Source organism: Bradyrhizobium sp. CCBAU 65884, from assembly GCF_028128835.1.
In the GTDB taxonomy this organism is placed as follows: Bacteria; Pseudomonadota; Alphaproteobacteria; order Rhizobiales; family Xanthobacteraceae; genus Bradyrhizobium; species Bradyrhizobium ottawaense.
Map to the genome: position 1 here is coordinate 1 of NZ_LBJU01000130.1, position 18,993 is coordinate 18,993.

The 18,993-nt window shown below is 63.8% G+C and carries 18 protein-coding genes and 1 tRNA gene; 11 read left to right on the forward strand and 8 right to left on the reverse strand.

From position 1 onward, the window contains the following. Window positions 1–330: 330 nt before the first annotated feature. The 3 genes from rpsA to aroA form a co-directional block, all read right to left on the reverse strand. Window positions 331–2,037, reverse strand: coding sequence for a 30S ribosomal protein S1 (gene rpsA / locus XI03_RS31925; RefSeq protein ID WP_028139473.1), 1,707 nt, complete (start codon window positions 2,035–2,037; stop codon window positions 331–333). Between the two features lie 267 nt (window positions 2,038–2,304). Continuing rightward, the gene (cmk, locus tag XI03_RS31930) at window positions 2,305–2,943 is read right to left on the reverse strand and encodes a (d)CMP kinase (RefSeq protein WP_028139472.1); all 639 of its coding nucleotides are present in this window, start codon (window positions 2,941–2,943) and stop codon (window positions 2,305–2,307) included. Continuing rightward, a complete protein-coding gene (aroA, locus tag XI03_RS31935) occupies window positions 2,940–4,277 on the reverse strand; it encodes a 3-phosphoshikimate 1-carboxyvinyltransferase (RefSeq protein WP_038972341.1) in 1,338 nt (445 codons plus the stop codon). Before aroA ends, cmk begins: the two co-directional genes overlap by 4 nt. Window positions 4,278–4,437: 160 nt before the next feature. Here aroA and XI03_RS31940 point away from each other — a divergent pair, with 160 nt between their 5' ends. The 3 genes from XI03_RS31940 (at window position 4,438) to XI03_RS31950 (ending at window position 5,389) form a co-directional block, all read left to right on the forward strand. Further along, window positions 4,438–4,845, forward strand: a complete 408-nt coding sequence (locus XI03_RS31940; protein ID WP_018323433.1) for a TIGR02300 family protein — start codon at window positions 4,438–4,440, stop codon at window positions 4,843–4,845. Window positions 4,846–4,936: 91 nt separating this feature from the next. After that, window positions 4,937–5,012, forward strand: a tRNA-Ala gene (locus XI03_RS31945). A 134-nt stretch (window positions 5,013–5,146) separates the two neighbouring features. Beyond that, a complete protein-coding gene (locus XI03_RS31950; RefSeq protein ID WP_038950989.1) occupies window positions 5,147–5,389 on the forward strand; it encodes a GIY-YIG nuclease family protein in 243 nt (80 codons plus the stop codon). A gap of 12 nt (window positions 5,390–5,401) precedes the next feature. Here the strand turns inward: XI03_RS31950 and XI03_RS31955 are convergent, their stop codons facing one another. Beyond that, a complete protein-coding gene (locus XI03_RS31955) occupies window positions 5,402–5,860 on the reverse strand; it encodes a MarR family winged helix-turn-helix transcriptional regulator (protein WP_028139469.1) in 459 nt (152 codons plus the stop codon). 155 nt (window positions 5,861–6,015) lie between these two features. On the opposite strand from XI03_RS31955, the gene XI03_RS31960 reads away from it, so the two are divergent. The 8 genes from XI03_RS31960 (at window position 6,016) to XI03_RS31995 (ending at window position 13,277) form a co-directional block, all read left to right on the forward strand. Beyond that, on the forward strand, window positions 6,016–6,441 hold the full coding sequence (locus XI03_RS31960; protein ID WP_018323436.1) for an organic hydroperoxide resistance protein: 426 nt from the start codon (window positions 6,016–6,018) through the stop codon (window positions 6,439–6,441). Window positions 6,442–6,629: 188 nt separating this feature from the next. Then, complete coding sequence (locus XI03_RS31965; protein WP_038972336.1) at window positions 6,630–7,850, forward strand: CaiB/BaiF CoA transferase family protein; 1,221 nt, start codon at window positions 6,630–6,632, stop codon at window positions 7,848–7,850. 218 nt (window positions 7,851–8,068) lie between these two features. Further along, window positions 8,069–9,385 carry a sn-glycerol-3-phosphate ABC transporter substrate-binding protein UgpB gene (gene ugpB / locus XI03_RS31970; protein WP_212428951.1) on the forward strand — a complete coding sequence of 439 codons (1,317 nt, stop codon included), beginning with the start codon at window positions 8,069–8,071 and terminating at the stop codon, window positions 9,383–9,385. Window positions 9,386–9,434: 49 nt separating this feature from the next. Continuing rightward, window positions 9,435–10,316 carry a sn-glycerol-3-phosphate ABC transporter permease UgpA gene (ugpA, locus tag XI03_RS31975; RefSeq protein ID WP_271594321.1) on the forward strand — a complete coding sequence of 294 codons (882 nt, stop codon included), beginning with the start codon at window positions 9,435–9,437 and terminating at the stop codon, window positions 10,314–10,316. Beyond that, complete coding sequence (gene ugpE, locus XI03_RS31980) at window positions 10,316–11,164, forward strand: sn-glycerol-3-phosphate ABC transporter permease UgpE (protein ID WP_028139465.1); 849 nt, start codon at window positions 10,316–10,318, stop codon at window positions 11,162–11,164. The genes ugpA and ugpE overlap by 1 nt, the downstream gene beginning before the upstream one ends. 13 nt (window positions 11,165–11,177) lie before the next feature. Next, the gene (locus XI03_RS31985) at window positions 11,178–12,266 is read left to right on the forward strand and encodes a sn-glycerol-3-phosphate import ATP-binding protein UgpC (RefSeq protein ID WP_028139464.1); all 1,089 of its coding nucleotides are present in this window, start codon (window positions 11,178–11,180) and stop codon (window positions 12,264–12,266) included. Between the two features lie 262 nt (window positions 12,267–12,528). Further along, window positions 12,529–12,954: an Hsp20 family protein gene (locus XI03_RS31990; RefSeq protein ID WP_028139463.1), complete on the forward strand. Its 426-nt coding sequence runs from the start codon at window positions 12,529–12,531 to the stop codon at window positions 12,952–12,954. Window positions 12,955–13,004: 50 nt separating this feature from the next. Beyond that, the gene (locus tag XI03_RS31995) at window positions 13,005–13,277 is read left to right on the forward strand and encodes a DUF1150 family protein (protein ID WP_007598581.1); all 273 of its coding nucleotides are present in this window, start codon (window positions 13,005–13,007) and stop codon (window positions 13,275–13,277) included. Between the two features lie 128 nt (window positions 13,278–13,405). Here XI03_RS31995 and XI03_RS32000 read toward each other — a convergent pair whose 3' ends face one another. The 4 genes from XI03_RS32000 to XI03_RS32015 are packed head-to-tail and all read right to left on the reverse strand — an operon-like array spanning window position 13,406 to window position 18,985. After that, window positions 13,406–14,428: a glycoside hydrolase family 5 protein gene (locus XI03_RS32000; protein ID WP_271594322.1), complete on the reverse strand. Its 1,023-nt coding sequence runs from the start codon at window positions 14,426–14,428 to the stop codon at window positions 13,406–13,408. A gap of 13 nt (window positions 14,429–14,441) precedes the next feature. Then, entirely contained in the window at window positions 14,442–15,737 is a 1,296-nt protein-coding gene (locus XI03_RS32005; RefSeq protein ID WP_212428949.1) for an O-antigen ligase family protein, read from the reverse strand. 33 nt (window positions 15,738–15,770) lie between these two features. Continuing rightward, on the reverse strand, window positions 15,771–18,185 hold the full coding sequence (locus XI03_RS32010) for an autotransporter outer membrane beta-barrel domain-containing protein (RefSeq protein WP_271594323.1): 2,415 nt from the start codon (window positions 18,183–18,185) through the stop codon (window positions 15,771–15,773). Further along, window positions 18,176–18,985 carry a hypothetical protein gene (locus XI03_RS32015; RefSeq protein WP_271594324.1) on the reverse strand — a complete coding sequence of 270 codons (810 nt, stop codon included), beginning with the start codon at window positions 18,983–18,985 and terminating at the stop codon, window positions 18,176–18,178. The genes XI03_RS32010 and XI03_RS32015 overlap by 10 nt, the downstream gene beginning before the upstream one ends. Window positions 18,986–18,993 lie beyond the last annotated feature (8 nt).

An 18,993-nucleotide genomic window follows, 5' to 3' on the forward strand; every position in this document is an offset into this window, starting at 1 on the left:
AGATCTCCGATTCTGGAACCCCCAGGGCGAACCCGAGTCAATCCGCCGCACCAGATATGTGCATGCCCTAGTGCGAACGCAGGGACCCATAACCACAGGGAGAAATCGTCGCGCAAAGCTCGCAACTCCGGGTCTTCGTCAAACCACTCCCTGTGGGTATGGGTCCCGGATCGTCGCTCCGCTTCCGACAACGCTGCGCGTTGTCAGGAGCTGCGCTTGTCCGGGACGACAGCGGAGTTTTCCGGAGCGACAGCGGAGCTTGTGGAGGCGGCAACAAAAAAGCCCCGGCTCGCGCCGGGGCTTCGATGTCTGGCGAACCGAAAGGTTCGCTTACTTGCTGTCGCGGTTCTTGAGCGCGGTGCCGAGGATGTCGCCGAGCGTTGCTCCCGAATCGGAGGAGCCGTACTGCGCGATGGCTTCCTTTTCTTCTGCGACTTCGAGCGCCTTGATCGACACCTGGACCTTGCGGGCCTTCTTGTCGAACTGGATCACGCGGGCATCGACCTTCTCACCGACGGCAAAGCGTTCGGCGCGCTGGTCGTTGCGGTCACGGGCGAGCTCGGAGCGCTTGATGAAGGTCGAGAAGTCGGTACCGGTGATCTTCACCTCGATGCCGCTTTCCTTCACTTCGAGCACTTCGCAGGTCACGACCGCGCCCTTCTTGACATCGCCCGGCTCGGCGAAGGGGTCGCCTTCGAGCTGCTTGATGCCGAGCGAGATGCGCTCCTTCTCGACGTCCACATCGAGCACCACGGCCTTCACCATGTCGCCCTTCTTGTAGTTGTCGATCACCTGCTCGCCCGGAAGCTTCCAGTCGAGGTCGGAGAGATGGACCATGCCGTCGACGTCGCCCTCGAGACCCAGGAACAGACCGAACTCGGTCTTGTTCTTGACCTCGCCCTCGACCGTCGAACCGGTCGGGTGACCTTCCACGAAGACCTCCCAGGGGTTGCGCATGGTCTGCTTGAGGCCGAGCGAGATGCGGCGCTTGACGGAATCGACTTCCAGCACCTGCACTTCGACTTCCTGCGAGGTCGAAACGATCTTGCCGGGGTGCATGTTCTTCTTGGTCCACGACATCTCGGAGACGTGGATCAGGCCTTCGATGCCCGGCTCGAGCTCGACGAACGCACCGTAGTCGGTGATGTTGGTGACGCGGCCGGTGAAGCGGGCACCCAGCGGGTACTTGGCTTCGATGCCCTGCCACGGATCGTCCAGGAGCTGCTTCATGCCCAGCGAGATGCGGTGCGTCTCGTGGTTGATCTTGATGATCTTGACCTTCACGGTCTGGCCGATCGAGAGCACCTCGGTCGGGTGGTTGACGCGGCGCCACGCGATGTCGGTGACGTGCAGCAGGCCGTCGATGCCGCCGAGATCAACGAACGCACCGTAATCGGTGATGTTCTTAACCACGCCGTCGATGACCTGACCCTCTTCGAGGTTCTGCACCAGCTCCTGACGCTGCTCGGCGCGGGTCTCTTCGAGAACCGTGCGGCGGGACACGACGATGTTGCCGCGACGGCGATCCATCTTGAGGATCTGGAACGGCTGCGAATTGTTCATCAGCGGCGCAACGTCGCGGATCGGACGGATGTCGACCTGCGAGCGCGGCAGGAAGGCCACGGCACCGTCGAGGTCGACGGTGAAGCCACCCTTGACCTGATTGAAGATGACGCCGTTGACCTTCTCGTTGTTCTGGAACGCCTTCTCGAGCTTGCCCCAGCTCTCTTCGCGGCGCGCCTTGTCGCGCGACAGCACGGCTTCGCCGAGCGCGTTCTCGATGCGATCGAGGAACACTTCAACCTCGTCGCCGACCTTCAGTTCGCTGTCACGGCCGGGGCCGGAAAACTCGCGCAGGGCGACGCGGCCCTCGGTCTTCAGGCCGACGTCGATGACGGCCATGTCCTTTTCAATTGCAACAACCTTGCCCTTGACGACGGAGCTCTCCTGCAGGTTGCCACCTGCGAAGGACTCGTCGAGCATCGCGGCGAAATCGTCGCGCGACGGGCTATAGGTATCAGCAGAAGTCGAAGCCATTTGTTCTCCAGTTGCGGATGTCGTGCCGGCCGTTGGGTTCATGGGCGCATCGCACGCGCAGTGTCGGAAGGTCCGCAAGACCTTCGAGCGACCGCTCGCTGCTCCGGCCTGATAGGCGGAACAGCGGAAGCGGGCCGGCTGAGGCCCGCGCGTTCGATACGTGGAAATCTTGTGTCCGGAGCCTGGATCGCGTCGGCCCCAAACAGGGGACCGAGGTATCGACCTCAAAGAGCGGGAGCGGGCACTTCCTCCAATGACGGCGGCGGCTTAACCCCGCGACCGGCCCGCTCGGACGGCCTCGATAATGTCGATGGCGGCCCGGACGCCGCCTTCTATATCCAGTTGGGAGTTATCTAGCAAGTAAGCATCGGCGGCCGGTTTCAGGGGCGCAATAGGCCGGTTCTTGTCGCGTTCGTCGCGCTGGATGATGTCGGCGAGCACGGCGGCCTCGTCGGCCTCCTCGCCCCTCGCCTTGGCCTCCATGGTCCGGCGGCGCGCTCGGACTTTTGGATCGGCGACGACGAAAATCTTCACGTCCGCATGCGGGCAGATCACGGTTCCAATGTCCCGGCCGTCCAGCACCGCTCCGGGCGGATCGGCGGCGAATTGCCGCTGAAAATTGACCAGGGCCTCGCGCACCCTGGGGATCGCCGAGACGATGGAGGCGCCCTCGCCGGCCTTCTGGGTCTTCAGGGCCGGATTGCCGAACTTTTCGGGATCGAGTTCCAGCGCCGCAGCGACCGCAGCCTCCTCGTCCCGGAGATCGTGACCGGACTGCATCAGGGCATAGGCCACCGCACGGTAGATCACGCCGGTATCGAGGTGACGGTAGCCGTAATGGTGCGCGAGACGCTTGCCGAGCGTCCCTTTGCCCGAGGCCGCGGGTCCGTCGATGGCGATGATCATGAAAACTCGGCCCCTAGCGAACGCATCATCGGAATGAAGTCCGGGAAACTGGTGGCGATGAAAGCGGTGTCGTCCACGGTCACCGGCTGGTCCGAGGCGCAGCCCATCACCAATGCGGACATCGCGATGCGATGGTCCATGTGGGTCGCGACAGTGCCGCCGCCGGGGACGTGACCGCGACCCTCGACGATCAGATCGTCGCCGGAGACCTCGACCTTCACGCCGTTGACGCGGAGCATGGCAGCGGTGGCCTCCAGGCGATCCGATTCCTTGACGCGCAGCTCCTGCAGGCCGCGCATGATCGTGGTGCCCTCGGCGAAAGAGGCTGCCACCGCGAGCACGAGATATTCATCGATCATCGAGGGCGCGCGCTCCGGCGGCACCACGACGCCGCGCAGCTTCGAGGCCCGCACGCGCAGTTTCGCCATCGGCTCGCCGGCGTCGCCGCGGACTTCGCTCTCCTCGATCGATGCGCCCATTTCGCGCAGCGTGGTGAACAGGCCGGTGCGCAGCGGATTGGTCATGACATCCGACAGGACGACATCGGAGCCCTCGACGATCAGCGCCGCGACCACCGGGAAAGCCGCCGAAGAGGGATCGGCCGGCACCACGACATTGGCACCGTGCAGCTCGGGCTGGCCCTTGAGCGTGATACGGCGGCCGTGCACGCCCTCCTGTGCCGAGGTGATGTCGGCACCAAAATGCTTCAGCATCAATTCGGTGTGGTCGCGGCTGGCCTCGGTCTCGATGACGGTCGTGATGCCAGGCGCGGCAAGGCCCGCCAGCAGCACTGCCGATTTGATCTGGGCCGAGGCGACCGGGGTCTTGTAGGTGATCGGCAGCGGATCGCGGGCACCCTGGAGTGTCAGGGGCAGGCGGCCGCCCTCACTGCCGGAGATGACCTTGGCGCCCATCTTTTCCAGGGGATCGAGGATTCGGCGCATGGGGCGGCTGCGCAACGAGGCGTCCCCGTCGAAAACCGCCGAGATCGGGCAGCCGGCGACGGCGCCCATCACCAGCCGGCAGCCGGTGCCGGAGTTCCCGAAATCCAGCGCTTCCTTGGGCTGGGCGAAGCCCGCGACGCCGACGCCCTGCACTTTCCAGGCAAAATCGCCGGTCCGCTCCACGGTGGCGCCCAGCGCCTGCATCGATTTGGCGGTGTTGAGGACGTCTTCGCCCTCCAGCAGACCTGAAATCCTGGTCTCGCCGACCGCGAGCGCGCCCAGGATGAGGGCACGGTGGGAGATCGACTTGTCCCCGGGCACCCGTACTTTCCCGGTCAGCGGCCCGCTGGCGCGAGCCTGGAGCGGCCTCGTTTGGTCGGAATGGGTCACGATTGTGTCCTTGGATGCGCCCTCGAGGGCGCTGGGCGCAGGTACCACATGGTCAGCGCCTCGTCACGGGCATGTCGTTCTCCCGTAATGCGCTATTGACAGCGGGCCGCCAACTAGCCAAGTGAAACACCGCTTTTCAGACATTCCCAGGATTCCTGCCGTGGCCAAGTCCGAACTCGGAACCAAACGTATTTGCCCAACCACGGGCAAGAAGTTCTATGACCTCAACAAGAATCCGGTGATCTCGCCCTATACCGGTGAAGTCGTGCCGATCGCCCCGGTCGCGCCCGCGCGCATGCCCCGCGGCGCCGAGGCACGGCACGCAGCGACGGCCGACGCCACGCCGGAGCCGGCAGAGGTCGAGGAGGTCTCGCTCGAGGAGGCCGACGCCGAGGAGAACACCGGCAAGGTCAAGGCCGCCGTGCCCGAATCCGAGGACGATATCGAGGTCGATGAGACCCTCGATGACGACGATGACGATGATTCGACCTTCATTGCCGACGAAGAAGAGGGCGATGAGGACGTGACCGACATCATTGGTGATGTCGGAGGTGATGAAGAGACTTGAGATCAGCCCTGATCTGTGAAAAAGGGTGCACCGCGCGAGTCACCAGGGCTCGCCGGTACGGGTGATCCACCAGGATCCCCACAAGGACTAAGGGGCCATAGCTCAGCTGGGAGAGCGCTTGCATGGCATGCAAGAGGTCGGCGGTTCGATCCCGCCTGGCTCCACCACGCTTCGCCCTTCGGGCTACGCGTGGCGCAGCCGCGCGGAGCTTGAAGGGTGAAGCGTGGTGTCCGGCGTAGCCCAAAGGGCGAAGACGGACTGGTGAGACCCCCACCTAACGGCTACCCGGGCGATAGCGTCGATGTGGTACGTCTACATCCTCCGCAGCATTGAATTTCCCGAGCAGGAATACGTTGGCGCTACCGAGGATTTGAAGCGACGGATTCCGGAGCACAATGCCGGCAGATCCAGCCATACCGCCAAGTTCAAACCCTGGAAGCTGATCTGGTACTGCGCCTTCCCCGACAAGCATAAAGCGCTCGCGTTCGAGGCGTATCTGAAGTCTCACTCCGGTCGCGCTTTCACGAAGAAGCGGCTGTCGTAAGGGATACACCCCCTACTCCCCGATCACCGCGTTCAGCCGATCCCGCAGCGCGACGATCTCGTCCTTCATCGACACCAGTTCCGACACCGAGCAGTCCGAGGCCGCCAGGATCGACTGCGGCACGCTGCGGGCCTTTTCCTTCAGTGCATGCCCCTGCGCCGTCAGCGCGATCAGGACCTGACGCTCGTCCTCGCTCGAGCGGGTGCGCCGCACGAGATGGGCGGCCTCGAGCCGCTTGAGCAGCGGCGTCAGCGTGCCCGAATCCAGGAACAGCCGCTCGCCGATGTCCTTGACCGGCACGTCGTCGCGCTCCCACAGCACCAGCATCACCAGATATTGCGGATAGGTCAGGCCGAGCCGGTCCAGCAGCGGCTTGTAGACGCGGTTGAAGGCGTGCGCGGCCGAGTAGACCGCGAAGCAGATCTGGTTGTCGAGGCGTTGCGGATCGAGGGTCGATAGCTTCCGGGGCATGGAGAATCTCACGGGATTTCCTCCCATTCTGGGGCCGGCGGGCGGCACATTCAATTGCGAACAATTAAATGTGAGCCCTGCTAATTTCAATTGCGCACAATCTAATTGTTTGCGATACAGAGCGCACCCCAACCGGAAGACACGAGGAGACGACAATGTCCGTGAACGTCCTCTACAAGACCAGCGCCAAGGCCACCGGCGGCCGTGATGGCCATGCTGCAACCCTCGACGGCGCGCTCGACGTCAAGCTCACCACGCCGAAGGAGCTCGGGGGCGGCGGCGGCGCCGGCAACAATCCCGAGCAGCTGTTCGCGGCCGGCTATGCGGCCTGCTTCATCGGCGCGATGAAGTTCGTCTCGTCGCAGGGTGGGCCGAAGGTTCCGGCCGATGCCTCCGTGACCTCGACCGTCGGCATCGGCCCGCGCTCCGAGGGCGGCTTCGGTCTCGACATCGATCTTGCCGTCTCACTGCCGGGCCTCGCCCGCGCGGAAGCCGAGGCGCTGGTCGAGAAGGCGCACCAGGTGTGCCCGTACTCCAATGCCACGCGCGGCAATGTCGATGTTCGCCTGACGGTCGTCTGATCGAAAGTGCTGATTGGCTGGCCCGGGATCCCCCTCGGGCCGGCCGCTTCCGCTGATCTGCCAATCCTGATTTGCCATGCCGCGGCATGCGGCCGGCAGTGCATACGCCCCTACGCAACAGGCCATTGCTGGCTTGTGCGAACCTCGCTAGGCCTGTGGCCAAATATCGACACAGGGGAAGCGAAGGCATGAGTTCTGAAGCCGCCAGTTCTGAAGCCGCATTGGGCGCAATGAGCGGATTGCGCGTCATCGATCTCACGCGCGTGCTCGGCGGTCCCTACTGCACCCAGATCCTCGCCGACCACGGCGCCGACGTGATCAAGGTCGAGCCGCCCGCGGGCGACGAGGTGCGCGAATGGGGCCCTCCCTTCCACGAGGAGGACGCGGCCTATTTCGTCGGAATCAACCGCAACAAGCGCTCGATCGGCCTCGACCTCGCCTCCGAGGGCGGCCGCATCGTGCTGCTCAAGATGCTGGAGACCGCCGACGTCCTGATCGAGAATTTCAAGCCGGGCACGCTGGAGAAATGGGGCATCGGCAACGACGTGCTCAGCAAGAAATTCCCGCGCCTCGTGCATTGCCGGATCTGCGGCTTCGGCGCCGACGGCCCGCGCGGCGGCAATCCCGGCTATGACGCCATCATCCAGGCCATGACCGGCATGATTGCCGCGACCGGCTCGCCCGAGAGCGGACCGATGCGGATCGGCGTGCCCTTGGTCGACATCACCACCGGACTTTATGCGGCGATCGGCATCCTGATGGCGCTGTCGGAGCGGCAGCGTTCCGGCAAGGGCCAATTCCTGGAGACGACGCTGTACGAGACCGGCCTTGCCATCATGCATCCGCACACCGCGAATTATTTCATGCATGGCAAGCCGCCGAGCCTCACCGGCAACGAGCATCCCAACCTCGTGCCTTACGCGATCTTCCCGACCAAGACCGACGACATCTTCATCGGTGTCGGCAATGACGGCACCTTCCGCAAGCTCGCCAAGGAGATCGGCAAGCCCGAGCTCGGCACCGATCCGCGCTTTGCCCGCAACAAGGACCGCATCGCCAATCGCGAGGCGCTGCGCGCCGAGCTTGCTGCCGTGTTCAGCCAGCACGAGGCCGAGCCGCTGTGCAATCGCCTGCTCGCCGCGGGCCTGCCCGCCGGGCCCGTGCAGAAGATCGACCAGGCGTTGACCAACCCGCACACGATCGCGCGCGGCGATATTATCGAGAAGGACTGGTACAAGGGCGTCGCCTCGCCGATCCGGCTCGACCGCAGCAAGCCGAGCCTGCGCCGGCTGCCGCCGAAATTCAGCCAGCACTCCCAGGAGGTGCTGGGCGAGTTTGGCTACTCCAAGGCCGAGATCGACGCGATGGTCGAGAAGGGCACCGTCTGCGGCCCCGAGCGCAAGCGGTAGAGGCTACCACCTCCGTCCAATGAATGATGCCGCAGTGCGGCGCGGGCACGATAGTGCACCGCGAACCAATGCGGCTGCCCGCTCCGTCTTCGCCTATTTGCCGTCTTCCCTTTTCCAGCGCTTGCCGCTTTCGTTTCGGCCGCTTACACAGTCATGTGAACGTCATATGGCGCTGCTAGCGCAAGCGCTTCTTTTGACGGCCAAGGGAGGTTTACTTGATGGCTCTTCGACACTTTGGGGTGGCTGCCGCATTTGCACTCACGGTTGGCATGACGGCGTCGCCGGCGCTGGCCGTGACGGAAATCCAGTGGTGGCACGCGATGACCGGCGCCAACAACGACGTCATCGTCAAGCTAGCCAACGACTTCAACGCGTCGCAGAGCGACTTCAAGGTCGTTCCGACCTACAAGGGCAATTACGCCGACACCATGAACGCGGGCATCGCGGCGTTTCGTGCCGGCAACGCGCCGCACATCATGCAGGTGTTCGAGGTCGGCACCGCCACCATGATGGCTGCGACCGGCGCGGTGAAGCCCGTCTACAAGCTGATGGCCGAGGCCGGCGAGAAGTTCGATCCCAAGATCTACCTGCCCGCCATCACCGGCTACTACTCGACCTCGAAGGGCGAGATGCTGTCGTTCCCCTTCAACTCGTCGTCCACCGTGATGTGGGTCAATCTCGACGAGCTGAAGAAGGCCAATGTCGCGATCCCGAAGACCTGGCCCGAGACGTTCGAGGCCGCCAAGAAGCTGAAGGCTGCCGGTCATGACACCTGCGGCTTCTCCGGCTCCTGGGTCACCTGGGTCAATCTCGAGCAGCTCTCCGCCTGGCACAACGTCCCGCTCGCCAGCAAGGCCAACGGCCTCGACGGCTTCGACACCAAGCTCGAGTTCAACGGGCCGCTCCAGGTCAAGCATCTCGAAAACCTGGTCGAGCTCCAGAAGACCAAGGTCTACGACTATGCCGGCCGTACCAACACCGGCGAAGGCCGCTTCACCTCGGGCGAATGCCCGATCTACCTGACCTCGTCGGCCTTCTTCGGCAACGTCAAGGCCCAGGCCAAGTTCAACTTCACCGCGGTGCCGATGCCGTATTATCCGGAGGCAAAGGGCGCGCCGCAAAACTCGATCATCGGCGGCGCTTCGCTCTGGGTCATGGGCGGCAAGCCGGCCGACGAATACAAGGGCGTCGCAAAATTCCTGACCTTCCTCTCCGACACCGATCGCCAGGTCTACATCCACAAGGCCTCGGGCTATCTGCCGATCACCAAGGCGGCCTATGAGAAAGCCAAGGCCGAGGGCTTCTACAAGGACCAGCCCTATCTCGAGACCCCGCTGCTGGAGCTGACCAACAAGGAGCCGACCGAGAACTCGCGCGGTCTGCGCCTCGGCAACATGGTTCAGCTGCGTGACGTCTGGTCGGAAGAGATCGAGCAGGCGCTGGCCGGCAAGAAGACCGCCAAGCAGGCGCTGGATGCCGCCGTCGAGCGCGGCAACACGATGCTGCGGCAGTTCGAAAAGACCGCCGTCAAGTGAGGCGATGAGCGGCAGGCCGGTCCGCCGGCCTGCCGCTTCGGCGGACACCATGCAGAAGCAAGCCATTTTCCAATCCAGGCTATTGCCTTACGCGCTGGTTGCGCCGCAGCTCGCGATCGTCCTGCTATTCTTCTACTGGCCGGCCCTGCAGGCGGTGATCCAGTCCTTCCTGCTCCAGGACGCCTTCGGTCTGTCGACGAGCTTCGTCTGGTTCGACAACTATCTCGACCTGTTCAGGGAGCCCGCCTATTTCGAGGCGATCCTCCGCACCTTCTTCTTCTCGTTCGCCATCGCGGTCTCGTCGTTGTCCTTTGCGCTGCTGCTCGCCGTCATGGCGGACAAGCCCCTGCGCGGCTCGATGCTGTACCGCACGCTCTTGATCTGGCCCTATGCGGTGGCGCCGCCGGTCGTCGGCGTGCTCTGGATCTTCATGCTGCATCCCTCGCTGGGCATCATCGCGCGCTATTTGCGCGCGATCGGGGTCGACTGGAATCCGCTGCTCGACGGTGACCAGGCGGCAACCCTGATCATCCTCGCCGCCGCCTGGAAGCAGATCTCCTATAATTTCCTGTTCTTCCTCGCCGGCCTGCAGAGCATCCCGCGAAGCGTGCTCGAAGCCGCCGCGATCGACGGCGCACGCCCGATGCGCCGGTTCTGGACCGTGACCTTCCCGCTGCTGTCGCCGACCATCTTCTTCCTGCTGGTCGTCAACGTCGTCTACGCCTTCTTCGACACGTTCGGCATCATCGACACCATGACCCGCGGCGGTCCCGGCAAGTCGACCGAGACGCTGGTCTACAAGGTCTATTCCGACGGCCTGCTCGGCGGCAATCTCGGCAGCTCCGCCGCGCAATCGGTGATCCTGATGGTGATGGTCATCGTGCTGACGGGAATCCAGTTCCGCTTCGTCGAACGCAAGGTGACCTACTGATGGTCGAGGAAGAGGGCTTTCGGCGCTACGTCGCGCACATCATTCTCTGGATCGGAATCGCGATCGTCGCCTTCCCGGTCTACATCGCGTTCGTCGCCTCGACCCAGGACAATGCGCTGATCGCGAACGGGCAGATGTCGCTGCTGCCGGGCGGTCATTTCTTCGAGACCTATTATCAAACCATCTTCGTCGGCACGAGCGGCTCGACCCGCGAGCCTGTCGGCAACATGATGCTGAACTCGCTGGTGATGGCGCTGCTGATCGCGGTCGGCAAGATTGCCATCTCGATCATCTCGGCCTATGCGATCGTGTATTTCCGCTTTCCGTTCCGGATGCCGATCTTCTGGATCATCTTCATCACCCTGATGCTGCCGGTCGAGGTCCGCATCTATCCGACCTACAAGATCGTCGCCGATCTGCACATGCTCGACAGCTATGCGGGCCTCGCGCTGCCGCTGATCGCCTCGGCCACCGCAACGCTGCTGTTCCGACAGTTCTTCATGACGGTGCCGGACGAATTGCTCGAGGCCTCGCGCATCGACGGCGCGGGCCCCTTGCGCTTCTTCTGGGACACGCTGCTGCCGCTGTCGCGCACCAACATGGCGGCGCTGTTCGTGATCCTGTTCATCCTCGGCTGGAATCAATATCTCTGGCCGCTGCTCATCACCACCCGCGACGACATGCAGACCATCCAGGTCGGCATCCGCAAGATGATCACCACCACCGACGCGCTGACCGAATGGCCGATCGTGATGGCGACCGCCATGCTGGCCATGCTGCCGCCGGTGTTCGTCGTCGTCGTCATGCAGAAACTGTTCGTGCGCGGCCTCGTCGAGACGGAAAAGTAAGAAGTGAGTTTTCATGGCTAACGTCACCCTGCGCAACGTCCGCAAGACCTATCTCGGCGGCTTCGAGGCCATCAAGGGCGTCAACGTCGATGTCGGCGACGGACAGTTCTGCGTGCTGGTCGGCCCCTCCGGCTGCGGCAAGTCGACATTGCTGCGCATGGTCGCGGGCCTCGAGACCGTCACCGGCGGCGAGATCGATATCGGCGGACGTGTGGTCAACCAGGTCGAGCCCGCCGATCGCGACATCGCGATGGTGTTCCAGAACTACGCGCTCTATCCGCATATGAGCGTCTACAACAACATGGCCTACGGCCTGCGCAACCGTGGCATGAAGGAAGCCGAGATCAAGTCCCGCGTCGACGAAGCCGCACGCGTGCTCGAGCTCACGCCGATGCTGGAGCGCAAGCCGCGTCAGCTCTCCGGCGGCCAGCGTCAGCGCGTCGCCATGGGCCGCGCCATCGTGCGCCAGCCGAAGGTGTTTCTGTTCGACGAGCCGCTGTCGAACCTCGATGCGAAACTCCGCATCGCGATGCGCGTCGAGATCCGCAAATTGCAGCGCCGGCTCAACACGACGTCGATCTACGTCACCCACGACCAGCTCGAAGCCATGACGCTCGCCGACGTCCTTGTTGTGATGAACGGCGGCCAGGTCGAGCAGGTCGGCAATCCGCTTGCGATCTACGAGAAGCCGGCAACCACCTTCGTCGCCTCCTTCATCGGCGCGCCGCCGATGAATTTGATGTCGACGCGCCCGGAGGAGATCAGGTCGCAGCTTGCGGGCAGCGCGGCGGCCGACGCCGGCATTCTCGGCATCCGCCCGGAAGACTTCGTCATCACCGACCAGACCCCGGGCGGCGGCGTCGCTTTGCCGCTGACGGTGGAGGCGATCGAGCGCGTCGGCGCCGAAACCTTCGTCTACGGCTCGCGCGAGCAGGAAGAGCAGCGTGTCGCCGCCACGCCGGGCGAGCTGCCGCCCGGCGAGATCATCGTCCGCATTCCCGGAACCGAGGCTCCCGCCATCGGCGCGAAAATCCGCGTCGCGGCGCTGCGGGCGAAGCTGCATTTGTTCAGCGGCGACGGGCGGACGCGGCTGGAGGCCTGATCGGTTCCGAAAGGCCGGACAACACAAAACGCGAAAACAACCCCATGCACAGTACAAGGGGGTCTGTTTTTGTTGAGATAAATGGCCCGCCTGATGTCGTCATGCGCGGGCTTGTCCCGGGCATGACGACAGGAAATGGCCAATCCACAGCTTCCCGGCTACCTGCTTGAACCAACACGGGAACATGCCCATATTGCTGATCAAGGGGCGCCTCTCAGGGCCCTGATGCACCAAAGTCGCTTCTGCGAGGACTTTGTAAACTATGTCTCGTGTTCCCACGTTATCCAGTCCGTTCCTTCTGGGCTTCGACGAGATTGAGCGCGTGCTCGATCGCGTCGTCAAAGGCGCCGACGGCTATCCTCCCTACAATATCGAGAGGTGTGGCGGCGCGGACGGCCAGCCCGAGCGCTTACGTATCACGCTGGCGGTCGCCGGATTTACGCGCGACCAACTCGATGTAACCATTGAGGAAAACCAGCTCGTGATCCGCGGGCGGCAGCAGGACGACAAGACCCGGCAATACATCCATCGCGGCATCGCCGCGCGCCACTTCCAGCGCACCTTCGTGCTGGCGGAGGGGATGCTGGTGCTGGGTGCGGATCTGAAGAACGGGTTGTTGTCGATCGATCTGGCCCGGCCCGAACCGGAGAGGATCGTTAAGACAATCGCTATCAATGAGCACGAATAATGGAACGAGTAGCGGACTCGACCGCTTAGTGTTCCAGAGGAGTCGAGACCATGAGTGAAGGTCACGTTGCGTTCGAATACGAAGCCAAGAATGTCTCGCCCGAGACGCTGGCAACCCTTGGCGAAGGCCATATCGCCTATGTGAAGCAGATCCGCTCCGAGGACGTGCCGGGCCTGTTTCCCGAGGCGCCGAAAATCGCGCCGGGCTTAAAGCTCTTCGCGCTCCACGCCGCCGACGGCACGCCGATCATGTTGACCGACAGCCGGGAAGCTGCGATCGCCAACGCTTGGAGCAACGAGCTGCAAGCCGTCAGCGTGCACTGAGCGCACGTCGCACGAATAGAGTTTCCAGCGGGCATGCCTTCTTGCGAAGGCGTGCCCGTTTCCATTTTGACGCGATGACGGTGCTCGAGGCCGCAGCGGGCTCAACTCTCGAATCCCGAACACGCGCTTCAACGCACCGCCGGAATCAGCGCCGGCAGGATGTCCGGCTTCCAGGTTTGACGCGCGCTGTCGAAGGCCGCGAAATCATGGTCGAACTGCCAATAGGCCCATGCCCAGCCAAGCCGATCCGCACTTCGCGCCACGAACGACAGATATCGCGTCCGGGCCTCGGCCGGAGCGCGCTCGTACACGCCGAACTCGCCGAGATAGATCGGGCGCTTTTCCTTTTCGGACCAGCTACGAATCTTTTCGAAGTCGGCGAGAGCCTTCCGTTCGTCCTCCGGACTGCCCCAATCGAGTGGCCCGAGCCGCGAAAACGTTGGGGACCACGGCGCACCCTGATGCGTGAAACGTATCGGCGCGTAATAGTGGAACGTGACGATGAGGTTTCTGTCACCTGATGGCAGGGCCAGCTCCTCGACCGGCATGTCATCGACGTTGAGAACGGCAGCAATGACCGTCCGCCCGGGGTTGCTGGTGCGGATGATGCCGAGACACTCGTTCAGAAGGGCGTTCCAACTGGCCGACGTCATCTGCCCGCCGGGCTCATTGAGGACCTCGAAGACAAGCTTCGGATATTTTCCGGCATAGCGCTCGGCGATTTGCGTCCAGAATGCCTTCAGCTTCTCGGCGCATGCGGACACGTCGCGCTGGCAGGTATCCGTATCGTGCTCGTCGAGAATGGGGATGAGCTTCCGGGCGAGCACCTCCTCGATCACGGCATCAAGCCGCCTCAAGACGATTTCATCCAGCAGATTCCATTCGCCCATGAACTTGAAGCCGAAGAAATTGATCCGAACGTGCGAGAACCCGGCCTTTCGGATGGCCGTGAGGTTGTCCAGACGAAATGGCGCGTTCCGGCCTCCCTCCCAGATGCCGTCGTAGCCGAGGATGTTGATGCCGCGCCCCAACTCTCCTGGGGCGCGCGCGATGCCCTGTTTGGCTGCGTCAGCCCGAGAGCAGATCGCGAGCATGGCTATCGCCAAGGTGAGGCCGAAGGTCACCGACCAGCGGGCGCAGATGGCATTCATGCTGCTTTCTCCATCATGGCAGCAGGGATTGCTGCGGCACCGGCCTGCACACCGCGAAGAAGAACGCGACGAGAAGCACCGACGTGAACATCGTCGAGCGGAGGAACATCGTCTCCGTGAAGTTCGATTGAAAGCTCAGGACGACAAATCCGATGATGAGAGCGCAATGGGAGCGATCGATCGACCGGGTGGCGATCAAGTACAGGACCTTTTCCGAAAACAGATAGACGCTCGCGACGAACAGCAAATATCCCAGAAACCCCGTTTCGATCAGCACCGCGATGTAACCGCTATGATAATTGTCGAGCACCCAGCCATGGTTCTGGTTGAAATAGTCGTAAATCGAAGGGCGCGTCCAGAATCCGTTGATGCCAAAGCCCAGCAGGGGCGCGTCGTTGAAATGGCTGATGGCGTACTGCCAAATGAAGGTCCGCTCGGTCAAGTCGATGGTCGATTCACCGCCGAGATGAAAGGAATCGTACCCCGTCAGATAGAAATACAGGAACAGCAGGGCGGCCAGGATGCACATGATGAATGGCAGCACCGCATAGATTCTCATGCAGCGGATCGACCACATCGAGGTCACCAGCAGTCCACAAGCGGCGACGGCGACGGCGCCGGCACCACGGGATTCCGAGGCGATGACGCACGTCGATGCCAGGAGAAACGTTGCGAGAAAAGCGATCCATCCCTGCCCCGTCATCTTCTGATAGCAGGCAAAGAACATCAGATATGCACTGATGAAGCCGAGCGTCTGCTTCGATTCGTAGATTCCTTGCCACTGGCCGTTGTGCATCCAGCTCTGGTCGACGCCGATCTCGGGCACGAAGATGGCACACAAGGCCGAGGCGGCGACCAGAATGAAGAACCCGAGTGCCGTCGATCCGACGATCTCGTCCACGTCGATACGGATAATGAGGCAGTACGCGCCGAAAGTCGTTATCACGAGAGCCGCACTCTTCATGATCGCTGCAGCGGCGAGGCTGGTCCAGAGAACCGACATGGCGGCAAGGGCGTAGAATGCCACCAGCGCGATGAGGTCAGGATTGGGCTGCACGCGCAGGCAAGGACGCACGAAGGCACTGGCGTAGATCAGGATGACCCACATCAGGAGCGCGACAGCCTGTTGCAGATAGCTCCACTCTGCAGGCAGCAGCGCAGGGTGGAAGACGCCCATCGAGGCGACCACGTTGACGGTGATCGAGCCGCGGATCACGGTTCTGGCAAGCTTCTCGACGCCAGGGCTGGGCGCCTTCCAGATTGCGCTTTCGTGTCCCTCGGAATCTGACGCGGTGCGCAGGCTGGTCATGAGCTGACCACCCCGGCCTGCCCGGCGCAGGCTTCACCACCCATATCGCACGACGCCCTTTCCGGCATAGCTGCGCGTGACGCTCGAGAACTCGCCCTCGAATGTCGCTGCCGCGGACCAGCCGTTCAGCCAAGTCTTCTCCGCCGACGCGGTGACGAGCGCGGCATCGGCGGCTTGCGCTGCGCCGTTGACCACGAAGCTCGGACCGGGCAGCGCCTGGAAGGTCGCGCCGATCGAACGGTCGGGATTGAAATTGTGTGCCCAGGCGAGGCGAACGCGCAGCGTGGCGATGCCGTCGGCCATGGCGAAGGACTTGTCGCTGCGCAGGCCGAATTCGCTGCGGCCGGCGGTGGCGGCGTCCGAAGCGTAGCTGAGAGCGAACGTGTCATTGCCGGTGACCGCCCGCTCGGTATAGGCCGGCAGGTCGAACCTCGTGAACTGGGCCGCCGCATAGGGCGAGATGCCGACACCGCCGATCCACGGCGCCACGAAGCGATAGCCGCCTTCGATCCGAGCGGAATAGGCGTTGGCCTTGAAACGGGCCTGGAGATGATCCGCACCGGCGATGGTGACGGTGCGATCGGTGGTGACGTCCTGCCAGCCATAGGCCAGAGCGGCCGTGACATAGGCGGCGCCGGCATTGTGCCGCACGAAGGCGCCGGCCTGGAACAGGTCGGAGCGGCCGGTGCCGCCATTCGTGACCGAGAAGCTGGTGCCGCCGCCGGCGATCGCAAAGCCGGCCACGGTATTCGGCGAGAGCCAATAGTCCGCACCCGCGACCGCGCCGGCGATGCGGCTGGTGGCGCTGCCGGAGCCGAACGCCGCGTTGCCGTCGGTGGTCTGCGAGCCACCGAAGCCCGCAGCCCAAACGCTCCAGCGGGACTCGAAGGTCAGCGCAGGCGGCGCCTTGCCAGAGATCGCGGCGTAGGCGTCGCGCCGGTCGCGGTTAAGCTTGCGGCCGCCGGCATAAGCCAGCACGTCACCATCGTCGGCTGTGTATCCCGTCGCGCCAGCCGCCGGCGGAGGATTGCTGCGCCCGGCCAGGAAGGGATCGGTCAGCGTGCCTATGAACTGGTTCATGGCGTTGAAGGTCGTCTGCTGCGCGCCGGTCGCAGTCTCGCCCGAGGCTTGCGTCAGGGCGCCCATCAAGGGCGTGCCGGCCAACGCAAACAGCGGGTTGAAGCCCCCCGGCAGCGCCGCGCCTGATATCAGCGGAGCGTCCATCCCCGCCGCCACGTTCCGCACATTGACGCTGGCATTGGCGGGCAGCGTATACGACAGCAGCCCGGGATCGAGCGTCAGCAGCACGTCGTTGCCGGCGTAGCTCAGCCGCGCATTGCGCGCGAAGCTGTTTGCGGTCAGGAAATCCACACCCGTGAAACTGCCGTTCAAATTGCCCGCGCTCGCGATCGTGTAGGTCGTCGTCGTCGCAAGGCGCGCGGTCGGATCCACGACCACCTTGCCGCCGAGGCTCGCCGTGCCCGTGACGTCGAGCCGGTCGGCGGCGTGACCGGCGACGTCCACGACGAACCGGCCGCTCGCGCCCTGGACGAAATCGCCGGTCAGCGTCGTGGTGCCGACCGTGCCGACGCCAAGCGGCGCCAACGTGCCGGCGTTGCTCAGCAGATTGCCGGCGCCAAGGTCCACCGTCGCACCGCTGTCAAACACGCTGCCGGCGAGATTGTTGAAGGCATTGCTGCCGCCGCCGAGCGCGACATTGCCGATGACGATGCCGGAATTGTTCACGGTGTCGTTGCCGGTGGTTGCCAGCACGGCATTGAGCCCGCCGGCGACCTTCGCCGTCGCGCCGATGGTGACGGTGTTGGTTGCGCCGCCGTCCAGCCGGATGCCCGTCAGCGCGCCGGACAAGACGCCTCCGCTGACCGTGACCTGGAGATTACCGCCCCCGCTCGCGTTGATGGCGTTGCCTGAGGCCGACGAGACAGTGCCGATGCTGGTCACCGTGACATCGCCGGGTGCATAGGCGTGAATGCCATCGGCAAATGCGCTGACAGTCCCGCGGCTGATGAGGGAGGCGAAGCCGCCGTGCGATTGAACGCGAATTCCTTCGCCTGCGGTCGAGACAATGTCGCCGGTGCTGTCCACCGTCGCGAAGTATCCGGGCACGTTCGACATGAGCGCGAAGATGCCATAGTCGGTCGCGCTGATGTTTCCCCGGCTGGTGACCCCGACTGCAGCTTGCCCGACGATGTACATGCCGGAGCCGTGGCTCGCGGCGATGTTGCCGACGCTGTTTACCCCGACACCCATTCCGGTCGCGGCGATGCCCGTATCGCGGCCAGTGAGGTCGCCGCGGCTGGTGATGCTGATGCTGTCCCCCGCCGCTATGAACAGTGCGTTGCGTCCAGCCGAGATGTTGCCGTTATTCACGACCGTCGCGGAGGCGCTCGAGTTGTCGATGAAGATTCCGTCGAGTGTCACGGCCATGTCGCCGCGTTGCGAGACAGCGATGTCGCCGAAGACGGAATATGCAGCGATCCCACTGCACCTGTGATGTTTCCCGTGCTGCTGACGGTAACCCCGAAGTCGGCGGCGGCCAGAATTCCGCTGGCAGCGGCGTTGATGTTTCCGAGTGTCGTGACACTTACCGTGGCAGCGCGTGTTTCGGCGAATACCCCGTAGGTCGTCCTGGACGTGATGTCACCCGTGTGCGCGACAACGATGTTGCCGTTGCTTCCTCCAGGCCCTTGGTATCGCGCGTGAATGCCGTCGCTATACGCGTCGATCGTGCCGCTACTGGTGATCCTTATGTCGGTGGTACCGAAGAAACCGCCGGTCGTGGTGACGTAGATGCCGGCGCCGCCGGCCGAGCTGATGTTGCCTGCGTGATTGATCGTCACGTCGCCGTCGGTCGAGGCGGAGACTGCGTCGGTGATGCCTGTCACCCTGATCGTCCGCAGCGAGAGATCACTGTTGATCGTAATGCTGCCACTGCCGCGACTGTAGGAAATGGCGGCGACGCCCGAGGCCGGCGCGATGTCGGTCGTCAGGGCATTGAGGTTGAGCGTGCCGACCGCGGCCTGGTCGAAATCGGCGGCGCCGATGCCGGCCGATTGATCGCCGCTGCAGGTGGCGGTGCCACCGACCGTCGTGCAGCCGCTTGGCCCGGCCAGCGCCGGCCCGGGCTGCGTCAGCCACAATGCACCGCTTGCCACCGTACCGAGCAGCGCCAGGCGCAAGCCGCTGCTCGCATCGGGCCGTTCTCCCGCCGCCGCGCCACGACGCAACGGCGCGC

Bases quoted from the DNA above. Each gene is read 5' to 3' on its own strand.
- XI03_RS32005 (WP_212428949.1), bottom strand. From the start codon at position 15,737: ATGACCAGCCTGCGCACCGCGTCAGATTCCGAGGGACACGAAAGCGCA.
- cmk (WP_028139472.1), bottom strand. From the start codon at position 2,943: ATGATCATCGCCATCGACGGACCCGCGGCCTCGGGCAAAGGGACGCTC.
- XI03_RS31965 (WP_038972336.1), top strand. From the start codon at position 6,630: ATGAGTTCTGAAGCCGCCAGTTCTGAAGCCGCATTGGGCGCAATGAGC.
- XI03_RS31990 (WP_028139463.1), top strand. From the start codon at position 12,529: ATGTCTCGTGTTCCCACGTTATCCAGTCCGTTCCTTCTGGGCTTCGAC.
- rpsA (WP_028139473.1), bottom strand. From the start codon at position 2,037: ATGGCTTCGACTTCTGCTGATACCTATAGCCCGTCGCGCGACGATTTC.
- XI03_RS31950 (WP_038950989.1), top strand. From the start codon at position 5,147: ATGTGGTACGTCTACATCCTCCGCAGCATTGAATTTCCCGAGCAGGAA.
- XI03_RS31960 (WP_018323436.1), top strand. From the start codon at position 6,016: ATGTCCGTGAACGTCCTCTACAAGACCAGCGCCAAGGCCACCGGCGGC.
- ugpA (WP_271594321.1), top strand. From the start codon at position 9,435: ATGCAGAAGCAAGCCATTTTCCAATCCAGGCTATTGCCTTACGCGCTG.
- XI03_RS31995 (WP_007598581.1), top strand. From the start codon at position 13,005: ATGAGTGAAGGTCACGTTGCGTTCGAATACGAAGCCAAGAATGTCTCG.
- ugpE (WP_028139465.1), top strand. From the start codon at position 10,316: ATGGTCGAGGAAGAGGGCTTTCGGCGCTACGTCGCGCACATCATTCTC.
- XI03_RS32000 (WP_271594322.1), bottom strand. From the start codon at position 14,428: ATGAATGCCATCTGCGCCCGCTGGTCGGTGACCTTCGGCCTCACCTTG.
- ugpB (WP_212428951.1), top strand. From the start codon at position 8,069: ATGGCTCTTCGACACTTTGGGGTGGCTGCCGCATTTGCACTCACGGTT.
- XI03_RS31955 (WP_028139469.1), bottom strand. From the start codon at position 5,860: ATGCCCCGGAAGCTATCGACCCTCGATCCGCAACGCCTCGACAACCAG.
- XI03_RS32010 (WP_271594323.1), bottom strand. From the start codon at position 18,185: ATGGCCGTGACACTCGACGGAATCTTCATCGACAACTCGAGCGCCTCC.
- XI03_RS31985 (WP_028139464.1), top strand. From the start codon at position 11,178: ATGGCTAACGTCACCCTGCGCAACGTCCGCAAGACCTATCTCGGCGGC.